This window comes from Asanoa siamensis (assembly GCF_016862555.1).
Lineage (GTDB): Bacteria > Actinomycetota > Actinomycetes > Mycobacteriales > Micromonosporaceae > Asanoa > Asanoa siamensis.
The window spans coordinates 26656-39870 of sequence record NZ_BONE01000072.1; the positions used below are offsets into that span (position 1 = coordinate 26656).

Genomic DNA, 13215 nt, shown 5'->3' on the forward strand with positions numbered 1-13215 from the left:
CGCAACCCGCGCCGCATCCCGCGGACCCCGTTCGGGTTGACTCCGGGCCGGTAGCCTGTTGCCGTGCGGGCGGCGGCGGAGGTTCGGCGGCGATGGCTCGACGGTCGCGTCGGTCTTCGCGGAGCAGTTCCATCGGCTGGGCTACCTCGACGTCGAGTGCTGATGGACGCGGACGCGTGGCGGCGCATCACCGCGGGAGTCGACGGCCGCGACCTGCGCTACGAACAGGTGCTCGACGAGTTCGGCACGCCGGGCCTCATCGTGTCCCGGCGAGTGCTCTGCTACGCCCCGCCCGACGGGTCCGGTTGGGTGTTCGTCGACTGTGTCCCCCTGCACCGCGACACGTACGTCCCGGGTCGCGGCACCGTCGTACGGCACTGGGACGTCGATCCCGTGGTGCGTGCGGTCCGTCGGCCCGCCGCAGGCTTCGAAGCGGGCCTGACGCTCACCCCGGACCTGTGGCTGGAACGCGGGGAAGCACCGCCCGACGGGCGGCCGACGACCGCGGTCCACTTCCCCGATCCGTTCGCACCCACCCCGGACGGCCGGGAGACCTAGACCTGGGGCTACAGCAGCCCGGCGAGCCGGTACAGCACCAGCGAACCGGCGACGGCCACGTTCAGGCTCGAACCGGTGCCGACCATCGGGATCTCCACCGCACCGTCGAGCAGGTCGAGCGCCTCCGGTGGAATGCCCGTGGCCTCGTGCCCGAGCACCATGACGGTCCGGCGCCGCGCGGGCGGTAGGTCGGCCAGCCGGACCGCCTCGTCCGCCAGTTCCACGCCCAGGATCGCCGTGGAGGCGCGGTGCACGCAGGCGGGCTGCCGCAGCGTGTTGCCGCGGGCGAGCGCCTCGTCCACCCAGCCGAACGGCGGCACCGCCAGGCAGGCCCCGACCGCGTCGCAGGTGCGCAGCAGCGTGCCGAGGTTGGCGCCGTGCATCGGCCACAGTGGAGCGGCGACGAGGTGTCCCCAGCAGCGGTGCCGGCGGGGTCGCCGGGTCGCCCGGATCTCCCGAGGGGTCCGGACCCGGATCGCGGGCTTCACCGCACGGGAGCGGCGGCGCTCCGCGCGTCAGCAGTCATGTGTGGCGTGCTTCTCGGCGCACGCGGGCCATCGACGAGGTGCCTGACTCCGGGCTACAGGATACCGCTGTTCAGACGAGGGCCGCCGCGGGTTTCGGGGTGGGGTCGAGCGGCAGGTCGCGGAGCCGGCGGATCGGGGTCGACAGGTAGATGATCGGCGAGAGCACCGTCAAAGCCCCGAACAACAGCAGGGTGGTACGGGCGCCGAGCGGACCCGCCAGGATCCCCGCAAGGAGCCCGCCCAGCGGGATGGCGCCCCAGGAGACGAACTTGACCGTCGCGATCACCCGCGACAGGAGCTCCGGCGGGCTCGCGAGCATCCGGTAGGTCCGGGTCGTCACGCTCAGGACCACTGTGGACCCGGCGAAGACGAGGTTGCCCACGGCGAAGGCGACGTAGCCGACGGTGCCCGTGCCCAGCGGGATCAGCAGCGCGCCGGCCACGCCGACGAAGGCCGAGATGATCAGCCCGCGGGCGGTGCCGACCCGGTCCGTGAACCGCGTCGTGAGCGCCGCCCCGATGAGGGTGCCGAGGCCGTCGGCCGCGAGCAGCAGGCCGACCAGGACCGGCGTCGCGTGCAGCTCACGGACCAGATAGAACGGGAACAGCGCGAGCATCGCGCCGCAGACGAAGTTGGTCGCCGTCGCGTCCCACATGGCCGGCCCGATGATCGGGTGGCGGAGCACGTAGTGCCAGCCCTCGCGGATCAACGTGACCATCGGTGGCCGCTCCGCGGCGTGCAGCACCCGCCGGGCCGGCAGCGTGCGCAGCAGCACGGCCGAGACGACGTAGCTGACGGCGTCGACGAACAGCGTCGGCACCGCGCCCAGCACCTGCACCGCGAGCCCACCGAGCGACGGCCCGCCGAGCTGCGTGGCGGCGTGCGTACCGGAGTTGAGGCTGTTGCGGGCCTGCAACTGCTCCGCCGGCACGATCTCCGGCAGGAAGGTCTGGTTCGCCACGTCGAACAGCACGTTGGCGAAGCTCACGACCAAGGCGACCCCGACGAGCTGGGCCACCGTCAGCGCGTCCAGCCACCACGCCAGCGGCACGGACGCGATGGCGAGGGCCCGGACCAGGTCCAGCGCGACCTGCATGCCACGCAGCGGCACGCGCTGCACGATCACGCCCGCCGGCAGGCTGATCAGCAGGTACGCGAGATAGCCGGCCGCCGTGATCAGGCCCATCTCGAAGGCCGAGGCGTCCAGCACGGACAGTGCGGTCAGCGGCAGCGCGATGCCACCGACCGCCGAGCCGAGGTGGCTGGACGTGCCGGCGATCCACCAACGCCAGAAGGCAGTGGGTTTCATAATGGAACTGACTATAGTGGTGGGTGTGAGAAGAGTCGACCTCGCCGACGCGGACTGCGGCATCGCGCAGTCCCTCGGCGTGCTGACCGACTGGTGGACGTTCCTGCTCGTCCGCGACGTCGCCGGCGGGGTGACCCGCTTCGACGGCCTCCAGCACGGGCTCGGGATGAGCCGCCGCGCCCTGGCCGAGCGCCTCGCCGCGCTGGTCGACCACGGCGTGCTGCACCGCCGGCGCTACACGGACCGGCCGCCGCGCTACGACTACCTGCTCACCGAGAAGGGCGAGGGCCTGATGCCGGTGCTGATCGCCCTGCAGGAGTGGGGCGACCGGCACGTGCTCGGCGACGGGTCACTGACCGCCACGGCGGCGGCCGGGTCGGCCGAGGCGCGCCGGGTGCACGCCCTGATCGGGCGCCGGCTCCCCGACCTGACCCTGGCGCGCCACGACGGTGCGCCGGTGCCGCCCGCCGACCCCGACGCCTGGACGGTCCTCTACTGCTTCCCCGGCGCGTTCGTGCCGGGCGTGCAGGGCCTCCCGCCGTACTGGGGAGACATCCCCGGTGCCGCCGGCTGCACGCTCGAGTCGCACACGTACGCGGCCCGGGCCGCCGACTTCACCGCCGCGGGCGCGCGCATCCACGGGGTCAGCACGCAGCGCCCGGACCAACTCGCGGCCTTCGCCGCGCACGCCGAGCTGCCGTTCCCGCTGCTCTCCGACGCCGAGGGGCGGCTCGCCACGGCGCTGCTGCTGCCCACGTTCCGCGCCGCGGGCACCGACCGGCTCAAGCGGGCCACGCTGCTGCTCGACCCGACCGCGACGGTGCGCGCCGTGCAGTTCCCGGTGACCGACCCGGCCGGCTCGGTCACCGAGATGCTGCGCCTGGTCCGCGACCGCACGTCGGCCGCCGCTCAGGGCTCCAGCAGGTAGACCACCGCGTCCGGGGTGTCGACGCGGCGCAGCGGCAGGCCGTCGACCCGACCGTCCAGCGTCGGCTCGTACGGCGTGCCCACGACCTGCGCGCGCACCACCACGACACTGCGGACACCGGACTCCCGCAGCAGCGCGACGCTGTCGGCGTCCGGGAACCGCAGCGTGGCCTCGCGGATGGCGTTCTGCCGCGGCGGCGTGAACGCGGCCGCGCCGTTGACCATCGCCGGGAAGCGGTCGGTCTCCCAGAGCATCGGGACGCCGTCGATCGTCGCTCCCGTGGGCAGGACGAGCAGCGGCGCGGGCGCGGTCGCCAGCGCGGCCGGCCGCGTCGGCACCGTCGGGTGGCCGGTGGTGTTGATGCCCTCGGCGACGACGAGCAGCGGCAGCAGCGCGACCGCGAGGCTCGCCGGCCGCAGGGTCGCCCGCCGGGCGAGCGCCGTGACCGCGCCGGCGGCGAGGATCCCGAGCAGCAGCGTGGTCCAGACGACGAGCCGGCCAGGGGTACGGATGCCGTCGAAGCCGGGCAGCACGTAGACGAGCCCGTACGTATAGCGACCGCCGCCGGGCCCCTGCGTGCCCATCGCGAGGACGATGCTCGCGATGACGCCCGCCGCGAGCAGCAGCCGTTGGCGCAGCGTCCAGATCGACACCACCAGGCCGAGCGCGGCGAGCGCGTACAACGTGTATCCGGGCAGCAGTGACGTCTCGCCCCGGTGGCCGAGCGACGCGCGGACGCCGGCGTGCAGGTCGCCCCAGACCACCGAGGTGTTGGGCGAGCTGAAGAAGCCGCGCAGGGGCGGCGAGGACCACTGCAGGTCGCTCCAGCTCCGGCGGACGTACGGGAACTGCTCGGCGACCTGCAGGTAGGGCCGGGCCATGAACGCGGCCGCGGCGAGGAACACCCCTAGCCCGATGCCGTCGGCGCGGAGCAGGCGGCGGGACACGGGCGGCCGGTGCCGCAGCCAGGCGATGACGGCCACGACGCCGACCAGGGCCAGCGCGTAGCCGAAGGGAACGCCGATGCCGAAGCCGAGCGACACCTGCCACGCGGCGACGCACCACCCGGCGACCGCCCAGCCGGGACGCGCGTGCGACGGCCGGTAGCCGTGCCGCAGCGACCAGCCGTGCCCGCGGGCGAGCATCGCGAGGGCCAGCGCGATCCCACCGGTCGAGAGCACCTGGAGGTGACCGACCTGGGCGAGCCGCCACGGCGCGTACGCGAACGCGGCGCCCGCCACGGCACCGGCGATCCGGCCCGCGCCGAGTTGACGGACCAGGGCGTACGCGCCGATGAACGCCAACGCGAACACCAGCACGTAGACGATGTTGTAGCGCAGCAGCGCGGCGACCGGCCCGGAGCCGATGAGCCCCGCCGGCGCGTATCCCAGCAGGGTGTCGGTGAAGGCGAAGCTGGTGCTCTCGGGATGGAACGCGTTGGCGTGCCAGAGGTTCGTCGGGTCGGTCCGCAGCGCGTGACCCGACCAGGCCATCTGCCACGCCTGCATGGTCGGGTCGCCGGTGTCGCCCGGGATCGTGCGGGTGGGATGGCGCAGCGTAGGCCAGGTGACCAGCGCGGCCAGCGCGACCGCGCCGAGGACGACCAGCGTCCACTCGTGCCGCAGGACGCGCCACCATCGTCGTGCCTCTGGAGCCGGCGCCGGACGCGCGGACTCCACCGTTTCGACGCGCGCAGGCGCCGCCCCCGTTATGACCACGACGCAGACAATCTCACCCACGCCATCCACAAAGGGATCAGCCGAAGGGGGGTTTCTCAGGATGGATTTCTGACGATGTCGTACAGCGCGGTCCAGTCGCGGGTCGCGAGACCGGCCGCGACGGCGCGGTCGTAGAGCGAGCGGACCGCGTTCGGGACGGCGGCGTCGACGCCGGCGGCCACGCTGGTCTCGGCGATGTGGACGGCGGTGGCGCCCATCATGCGAACCGTGCTGAGGTCGCCGGGATACTCCCCCGCCGCCAGTTCGGCGGCGAGGTCGGCGCCGTCACCGACCATCGCCGGCAGGTCGGTCAGGAGGCGCATCGCGTCGGGGAGGAAGTCTTCCGCGGGTACGCCCGCCGAGGTGACGAGCGCGGTGCCGTGCAGGAGGCCGGCGAGGGCGGTGAGGAAGACGTCGAGGTGCGCCTGGTAGAGCAGTTGCGCGAGGCCCGGGTCGGCGCCGAGGTACCGCGTGTCACCGATCGCCCGCAGGGTCGGCTCGTGCTCCCGGAAGAGGTCGGACGGTCCACTGTAGAAGGCGTACGCGCCGGCCTGGCCGACCAGCGGCGGCGGCACCATGATCCCGCCGGTCAGGAAGCCCGCGTCGCGCTCCCGGGCCCAGGCGGCGGCCGCGCGGGACTCGTCGGGGGTGCCGGAACCGAGGTTGACGAGGACCTTGCGGCTCAGGCCCGTGCTGCCCAGCACGTCGTACATCGCGCCGTAGTCGGTCAGGCTGAGCAGCACGAGGTCGCCGGCCGCGACGGCGGCGTCCGGGGTCGGGGCGATCGTGACACCGACGAGCCCGCCGGCGCGGCCGGCCGTGCGGTTCCAGACGGTGACCTGGTGCCCGGCGCGGACGAGCGTCGCGGCGATGGCGCGCCCCATCGGGCCGAGGCCGATGACAGTGGTGCTGTTCATGCGAACCATGCTTCGCGGATACCCTCGGTGCGGCAAGTACCTACTATTTTGTGCACTACTTACCTTTCAGTAAGCATGGGAGCCGGCATGACCGCGAAGGCACGGCGCGGCCCGTACGTCTGCGGCATCGACGCCGCCATGGACGTGGTATCGGGCAAGTGGAAGTCGCTGATCCTGTGGGAGCTCGACAACCACGGCGTGCGGCGGTTCGGCGAGCTCCGGCGCGGCCTGCCCGGCGTCAGCGAGAAGATGCTGATCCAGCAGCTCCGCGAGATGGAACAGGACGGGCTGATCAACCGCCAGGTGTACGGCGAGGTGCCGCCGAAGGTCGAATATTCGCTGACGCCGGACGGCCGGTCGCTGAACGCGGCACTCGCCCCGCTCGGCGACTGGGGCACGGCCCGCGCGGCCCGCCTCACCGCCGACGGCACCCTCCACACGCACTGACCCGACCCCAACCATCGCGGCGTCAGGTGGCGTCCTATCTGGCGAGGGGGTGGGCATGGCCGAGACGTTCCACGAGTTCGTGGTGCAACGATCCCCGGCGCTGTCCCGGCGGGCCTACCTGCTCACCGGCGACCACCAACTCGCCGAGGACCTGCTGCAGAACGCGCTGGCCAAGACCTACCGGCACTGGCGGCGGATCAGCGATCCCGAGGCGTACGTGCGGCGCGCCATGTACCACCAGCAGGTCTCCTGGTGGCGGCAACGTCGGCTCACCGAACGCCTGGAGTCGGAGCCGGTCGAGCGGGCCGGCACCGACCACTCCGACGCGACCGCCCTCCGGTTGACCGTCGCGGCCGCGTTGCGCCAGCTCACCCCGCGCCAGCGCGCCGTGGTCGTGCTGCGGTTCTACGAGGACCTGACCGAGCCACAGGTCGCCGAGGTGCTCGGCTGCTCGGTCGGCACTCCTAAGGGACGTTAGATGCTAAGGTCGATGTCAATACTCAGGGTCATCGATCGCAGGGGGCCATTTCCGATGGTACGGCGGGTCGCCCGGTCCGGGAACCGGGTTCGGTTCGACAGCAAGGACGCGCTTCTGGCCGGCGGTGTCGATGTGCGGGCCTTGCGGTACCAGCGGGCCAGTCAAGACAGGAAAGAGCAGGGCAAGAGCGTCGGTGATCAAGGCAAGCTGAACTTGGCCGAGGTCACCAAGCGGTCCTGGTCGGACGCGGGGTCGTTCACGGACAACGACCGGTCGGCGAGCCGGCACGCGAAGAAGGATCGGCCGGAGTTCGAGTTGCTGATCGAGCGGATCGAAGCCGGTCGGGGTGACGTGCTGGTGATCTGGGAGATGTCCCGTCGGGAGCGTGACCTGGCGGTGTACGTGAAGATCCGGGACATGTGCACGAAGGTCGGCTTGTACTTCTGGCTCGTCGGCGGAGTCCTGTACGACCTGCGGGACAAGAACGACCGGATGATGCTCGGCTTCCAGGCGGTCCAGGCGGAGTGGATGGCGGACTCGATCCGGGACAACGTCTTGCGCGGTGTGGCGATGGCCGCGGAGGCGGGCCGTCCGCATGGGAAGGTCACCTACGGGTATCGGCGGATCTACGACCAGCGCACGAGAGCCCTGCTACGGCAGGAGCCCGACACGGAGCTCCGCACCGCGACCGCTGTTGACGGGACGGTGATTGAGTACAGCCATGCCGGGGTCGTGCGGGACAACTTCAAGCGGGTCGCGGCTGGGGTTCCGCTGATTACGATCGAGCGCGATCTGAACGCCAGGGGCATCCCGTCCCCAGAGGGAAAGACCTGGCGGCGCGGGATCATCCGTAAGCAGGTGATGAACCCGGCCTACATCGGCAAGCGAGTCTTCCGCGGCGAGGTGATCGGGGACGGCGCGTGGCCGGCACTGCTGGACGGTGAGGGCGTCTATTGGGCGTGCGTGCAGTTGCTAAGCGACCCGTCCCGGACGACGACTCGGGCCGGCCGGGCCGTCCACCTGCTGTCCTACATCGCCGCGTGCGGGGTCTGCGGCGGTCCGCTGTCGTCCAACCACGTGAACCGGCACGGTTGGGAAGGACAGGTGTACTCGTGCCTCAAGAGGCGGTGCGCAGCGGTCAAGGCCGAATTCCTCGACGAGTACGTCCAGCGAACCGTCGTGGCGTGGCTGTCCCTGCCAGAAACCAGCGAGATGCTCTCGGCCTTGTCCGGTGGGGACGAGCAAGCCGCTCAGGCGCGAGCTGAGGCGGTTCGGCTCCGGGTGGAGTTGGAGGAGTGGCGCAAGCTGGGCGAGCAGGGCGAAGTCTCGGCTGTAGCGTACGCACGGGCGGAGAAGGGGTTGACCGCGCAGATCGCCGAGCACGAGCAGCGGGCACAACAGGCCGGTATGCCGCCGGTACTTCGCGGACGGATCGGCGAGCACGCCGCACAAAAATGGGCCGACCTGGGCGATCAGGTCGCGGTAAAGCGGGAGATCATCCGGACGGTGGCAGACATAAACTTGCTACCGGCCGGCAAGGGCAACCGCCGGCCGTTTGGCGGGCACCGTCTGAGGTGGTCGTGGCGATTCTAGGGCAAAGAGAACCAGCACCTCGCATAGCTGGGGGCATCACGTCGATTCGACCCGCCATCACGTCGCCAATCCCAACTTAGTACTACAAGCGGTCGACTGAACCAAGTAATGCTCTGCACTGTGCCAAAAGTTGGTCATATGTCATAACCGTGATGCCATGAAGGCGAGCATTTAGTCCGTGCAATGCATGCAACTCACGGCGTGTCCACTTAGACGACCGTCCAGCAATGATGACGGCCCTGGGATGATACGCGACAATTTCCGGATGGTCGTCAAGTCCGCCTCGGAGCTTGTCGTGCAGAACGTCCAAATAGCGATGACATTGCCCGATTGCTTTCGTTATTTGGTGGGCCCAATAAAAACATTTGTGCTCACGGTCATAGTTCAACACCGTCGCGTCCGGCCGCTTCAGTTCGTAGACGTCTCGAAGGCCGTTTAACGCCGACTCCACAAGAATGTCTATATCGTCGGCGGCACTGACTCGCCGGACCGCGTCGCGACGAACATACACGTTTCCGAGCGCCCATGTGTGTGCCTCCAGCCAATCTTGATAAATGGTCTCTGCAACCTGGCCACTCTCGAGAAGTGACCCAAGCTGATCGGTTGCACGCCGCAATGCGCTCAATCTCACTGCGTCATCGATGGAATTGCTGATGATGTCCGCCACTTCAGGCTGTCGCATGACTGATGCCATCTGGGGCATGCTCAGAATTTTGGCTAACGCTGCGGCTGCATCTATTGAGTCGTCCCCGGCGACGTCGTCGACTCGAATGAGTGCATATGATCCAGGCGTCCGATTCCGAATCGCGGCCGCAGCATCCACGTATTTTAGAAGCTCGTGAACCTCCGACTCGCTTAGGGAGATCTCATTCTTTGGGGACATTGGCTTTGTCGTGTCAATACGTTCCAGGCGAAGCACTAGTTCAGCAGAGCTGGTGGAGTGTGGAACGATCCACGCTATCGCTTGAATGAGATAGCGCTTGCTGCGCAATACCCGGGTCGGCAGATAGGTGACTATCCCGTTGCGAGCGAGTCTGCTTTCGATGCGCTCTACCTGCACCACGTCCCGGCGAGGGCCCGGACTATTCGCCTGAGTCATGCGACAACACTGACGCAATGAGAACCGAGGGTCAAGGGAGGACGAGTGCCAACGCGGGAAACTAGCTAGGCCAGCATCGCTCGAACGATGGCTTCTATCTGCGTGGCCGCCGGATGGGTCGCAAGCTCGGTGCGGATGCGGCGGCGCAAAGAGATAAAGCTCGTATTCTCGTCGAATGCAAGCCCTGAAACGATGTCGCGCTGCCTAGCTCCCAGTTCGACGAGGCGTCGGTGATCGGGGCGCGCCTTGTCGTAAAGTGGAATCGGCAGCTGCCAGATGTGCTTGTCGACGTGTCGCTCGTCCTTGCCATAAGACATCATCGGCCGGATCAGCTCTGTGAGCAACGCGCTGTTTAGGATCGCGCACAAGTAGAGACCTTCGTCGTGCGTAGAAATTGTACAGTAATATAGTCCGTGCTCCAGGATTACTCGCGGATCCTCTACAACAGCCGCAGAGACGTGCATTCCAGAGGCGCCATACGCGAGACGTAGTGGAGATGGCGGAATCTGAACCGAGAGCTTCCGCCGGTAGTCGAGCTGCTCACCGAGCGTAAGGCGTGTGCTGCGACGGTGGTTCTCCCAAACGGCTACCGCCTGCTGCCACCAGTCCGCTAATCCGGGATAATAGTCAAGGACAGAGTCGTCACTAGCAATTAGGCGTTGCCCCACGATTGGGAGGACGACCCGACGGGCAGGAAGCAGGCGGTACGGGAGGAGACTCTCTCCAAGTAGGACGTCCCGGATAAACTCGGTTTCAACAACCCCTTCTAACCTTTCGAGGTCCTTCCATGGTTGTTTCTCGTAGTTGCTTCGCGACGACTTGACCTTTCGACTGCCGGCGGCAAACCCGAGTGGACTATGCGGAACATCAACAAAAAACAACACGCGAGGGAAGATAGTGGCACCGTTGTTCACACGTGGCGCGTAAGGTGATTCCTCGACGAGTGATCCGGTCGAGACCAACCCTGCGATCTTAATCTCTATGTTCGGTTCCACAACGTCCCATGATCCCCCTGAAGCCGGTATTCGCCCGGACCAACGTTGCGTCGTCGCGGACATCTGTCGATATTGGTCTGATGACGTTCTGCGGCCAAAAATCACGCTCGCGCCACGCGGGAAGGGATGGGGACGCAACCGCCGTAGGTCCCACGTAGCAGTGAACGTCACGGCAACAGGCTCGGCAGAATCGTCGTACCAGCCTGACCGAAAGCCGGCATAGTAGGCACGGTCGAGTACCGCGTTTGGGAGCACAAATGCAAACGACCCGCCCATCGCCAGATACTGCTGTATGGCGCGCGCAACGAATAGGGCGGAGAGGTCCTGGTGAGTCGCAAACTTGCCCCCGTGCCAGATCCCGCGATCGCTTGACAGGTCCTTAAAAAGTTTCTGCATATCGATCGGCATGTGCCGGTAGGACAACCACGGTGGATTTCCAATAAGGACATCCACGCGATTCTCGCGTAGGGCGAGCCATACGGGACGCGCAAGGTTCCTAATGTAGTAACTCCAGATATGATTGCGACCTTCGTCGTGAAGTCTGCACATCGCGGCGAAGGTCTCGAGAATCATCGGCTGATCTTCTTCGGCGATCGCCATCCTATGAAAAACGGCGCCCAAGGAAGGAAGCGTATTCTTGTCGCGTGGCTTCGCCGCCAGCGATGCCAAATTCGATACGAGTCTGTCGAAACGACTAGGATCGGAGAGTAGGTGCTCGGGAAAGCGAAGCACGTCCTCGAGAAGACTTGCGCCGTGTCCAGCACTAATGCGGAGGTGTTCCTCGGTGAAGAGGTCGAGCCGTTCTCTCCATTGAATGCTGTCGCCCAGGTAGACGGGAATATTGATGGTGTCTCTACCGGGGTCGACCAAGCGTTCCCGACCAATGGCCAGCAGATAAGTCACGCGAGCGAGAGCCACTGCAACGGGGTGAAGGTCCACTCCGATCACGTGCCGCGAGAGGCTCGCAAGGGCAGAATCAACGGATTCTCCGCGTACGTCCGCTGCGGCTAGATACTTCCTGACTGCGTGAAACAGGAACGTACCTGAGCCGCAAGCAGGATCCAGCACTCGTTGCTGCAAAGGTTGGCTGATCGACTTGTTTACTATCTCCTCCGCGAGCCAGTCGGGCGTATAGTATTCGCCCATTCGCTTGCGTGTCTCCGTGCCGATCACTGATTCGTAGAGGATCTTAAGTACGTCGTGCTCGACGTGCGCCCAATCGAATCGGGCCAAACGTCGAGCCAAAGACTGCACGAACTGTGCGCCCCCGGGAACCTCTATTGTCCAGTCAAAGAAGTCCTGCTCTACGACCCCAAAAATGCCCGCTTGTTCGAATCGTTGGCCGCTAATCAGGCTAGCCGGCTGCAGGTCCAGGACGTCGATCCCAAGAACCAGATGCGCAATTATGTCCGCGCTATTCACCAGAAGTGTGTGCTCGACGAAGAGTTCGTCACTGTCGATGAACTGAGTCCCAAGCGCGCTGTGCAAGAGTTGTGCCCAAAGGCGCCGCTTGACTTGGACTGTTGGTAGGTCGACATGTTCGGCGTAAAGGTCGGCAAGCATAGCCCGATCGAGCGCGTGCGATGTGCTGGCCGCACCGAGGCGCTGGACAATTTCCGTCGGTGTTGGCAAGACGCCCTGCTGGGTCGCTAAGATGCCCTCGAGCCAATAGAACAGCGCAAGAGGATCCCCCGTACCAGGGCTGTTCTTATAGGTTGTAACGCGAGTCAGGCCTTCGCCTTGAAGCTGATAGGCATGCCACTGAACTCCGTCTGTAAGAATGCCGACGTAGTGTTGTCCGGTCTGATGACTTCGCGCGGTTACATAGCCCGCCAACTGCTTCTCGGCCTCGGCGACGACGCGGGCGCTTCCCAGGTTCTTTTTGACCTCGATGGCGGTGTATCCGGCTTCGATATCGATGCGACGGCCACCACCAGCCGGCACTTCCAGGTCGACATCGACGTGGTCGTCGGACAGGCCGAAGTCACCGGCTAGCAGGAGCCTTCGAATGTCGGCCTGCAGTGTGGCTTCGCTCCGCGGGCGATCGCGGCTCGCGATCTTGGCCAGAAGATCAGCCACAGGCTCGCGAAAGCCCCGTAACTGTTGGTACTGGGGGACAAATCCGGCACTATGACGCCCCGTATTGGCCATGTGACAGTATGCGCAGCCCCATCGATGTGCCGCCATAGCCCAATCGGTGACAAATGGCAGTGCCTCAGGGTGATCCACAGACGATTCAGAGCGACTCGTCGACGCCGGACCAACCTAACCTGAGCCGCAGACTTACCTCCTCTTGCTGATCATGCCAACCGCAGTCTCGGGCCCACCTCGCTGCCGGGCGACTCAGGCCCCGTATTCTCGGTGCCGCCTGGATCGTTCGGCAGGCCGGCACCTCCCGTTCCGGGCGGTATCTCTCGCGCCGATGCTTGATGTCAGCCAGAAGCCCTCCCGGGGGCCGACGAGCTCTTTCCCGTAGTCGGCCATGTGCCAGGTCGCTCGCCACCATGAGCCGCGTCAGGACATTGCGGCGCAGCCCCGGCTGATCGTGGACGGTGCCGCGAGGTCCTTCTGGCCCGTTGGATGAGATGCGCCTCGGAGGTTCAAGCTGCTGGATTGTTGGTGGGGTATTCGTTCCAGTGGAGCATG

Annotated in this window: 11 protein-coding genes; 5 read left to right on the top strand and 6 right to left on the bottom strand. The window is 66.8% G+C overall.

All coding sequences use genetic code 11. From position 1 onward, the window contains the following. Positions 1 to 162: 162 nt before the first annotated feature. Positions 163 to 558, top strand: coding sequence for a hypothetical protein (locus Asi02nite_RS31985; RefSeq protein WP_203717736.1), 396 nt, complete (start codon positions 163 to 165; stop codon positions 556 to 558). A gap of 8 nt (positions 559 to 566) precedes the next feature. Here Asi02nite_RS31985 and Asi02nite_RS31990 read toward each other — a convergent pair whose 3' ends face one another. Together Asi02nite_RS31990 and Asi02nite_RS31995 are read right to left on the bottom strand one after the other, a co-directional pair. Then, positions 567 to 941, bottom strand: a complete 375-nt coding sequence (locus Asi02nite_RS31990) for a TrmH family RNA methyltransferase (protein WP_203717737.1) — start codon at positions 939 to 941, stop codon at positions 567 to 569. 214 nt (positions 942 to 1155) lie between these two features. Further along, the gene (locus Asi02nite_RS31995; RefSeq protein WP_203717738.1) at positions 1156 to 2394 is read right to left on the bottom strand and encodes an MFS transporter; all 1239 of its coding nucleotides are present in this window, start codon (positions 2392 to 2394) and stop codon (positions 1156 to 1158) included. Between the two features lie 25 nt (positions 2395 to 2419). Here Asi02nite_RS31995 and Asi02nite_RS32000 point away from each other — a divergent pair, with 25 nt between their 5' ends. After that, complete coding sequence (locus Asi02nite_RS32000) at positions 2420 to 3322, top strand: winged helix-turn-helix transcriptional regulator (RefSeq protein ID WP_203717739.1); 903 nt, start codon at positions 2420 to 2422, stop codon at positions 3320 to 3322. On the opposite strand, the gene Asi02nite_RS32005 is transcribed toward Asi02nite_RS32000, so the two are convergent. Then, complete coding sequence (locus Asi02nite_RS32005) at positions 3304 to 5001, bottom strand: hypothetical protein (protein WP_203717740.1); 1698 nt, start codon at positions 4999 to 5001, stop codon at positions 3304 to 3306. The genes Asi02nite_RS32000 and Asi02nite_RS32005 overlap by 19 nt on opposite strands. Before the next feature lie 95 nt (positions 5002 to 5096). After that, entirely contained in the window at positions 5097 to 5957 is an 861-nt protein-coding gene (locus Asi02nite_RS32010; protein ID WP_203717741.1) for an NAD(P)-dependent oxidoreductase, read from the bottom strand. A gap of 87 nt (positions 5958 to 6044) precedes the next feature. On the opposite strand from Asi02nite_RS32010, the gene Asi02nite_RS32015 reads away from it, so the two are divergent. Genes Asi02nite_RS32015 through Asi02nite_RS32025 form a run of 3 tightly spaced genes read left to right on the top strand, consistent with a single transcriptional unit; the run spans position 6045 to position 8475 of the window. Next, the gene (locus tag Asi02nite_RS32015) at positions 6045 to 6404 is read left to right on the top strand and encodes a winged helix-turn-helix transcriptional regulator (protein WP_239127309.1); all 360 of its coding nucleotides are present in this window, start codon (positions 6045 to 6047) and stop codon (positions 6402 to 6404) included. A 55-nt stretch (positions 6405 to 6459) separates the two neighbouring features. Next, positions 6460 to 6882 (top strand): SigE family RNA polymerase sigma factor, encoded by a 423-nt coding sequence (locus Asi02nite_RS32020; RefSeq protein ID WP_203717742.1) that lies wholly within the window; start codon positions 6460 to 6462, stop codon positions 6880 to 6882. Between the two features lie 54 nt (positions 6883 to 6936). Beyond that, positions 6937 to 8475, top strand: a complete 1539-nt coding sequence (locus Asi02nite_RS32025) for a recombinase family protein (RefSeq protein WP_203717743.1) — start codon at positions 6937 to 6939, stop codon at positions 8473 to 8475. Positions 8476 to 8557: 82 nt separating this feature from the next. Here Asi02nite_RS32025 and Asi02nite_RS32030 read toward each other — a convergent pair whose 3' ends face one another. Beyond that, positions 8558 to 9574, bottom strand: a complete 1017-nt coding sequence (locus tag Asi02nite_RS32030; RefSeq protein ID WP_203717744.1) for a Shedu anti-phage system protein SduA domain-containing protein — start codon at positions 9572 to 9574, stop codon at positions 8558 to 8560. 65 nt (positions 9575 to 9639) lie between these two features. Then, complete coding sequence (locus Asi02nite_RS32035) at positions 9640 to 12648, bottom strand: N-6 DNA methylase (protein ID WP_203717745.1); 3009 nt, start codon at positions 12646 to 12648, stop codon at positions 9640 to 9642. Between the last annotated feature and the right edge of the window lie 567 nt (positions 12649 to 13215).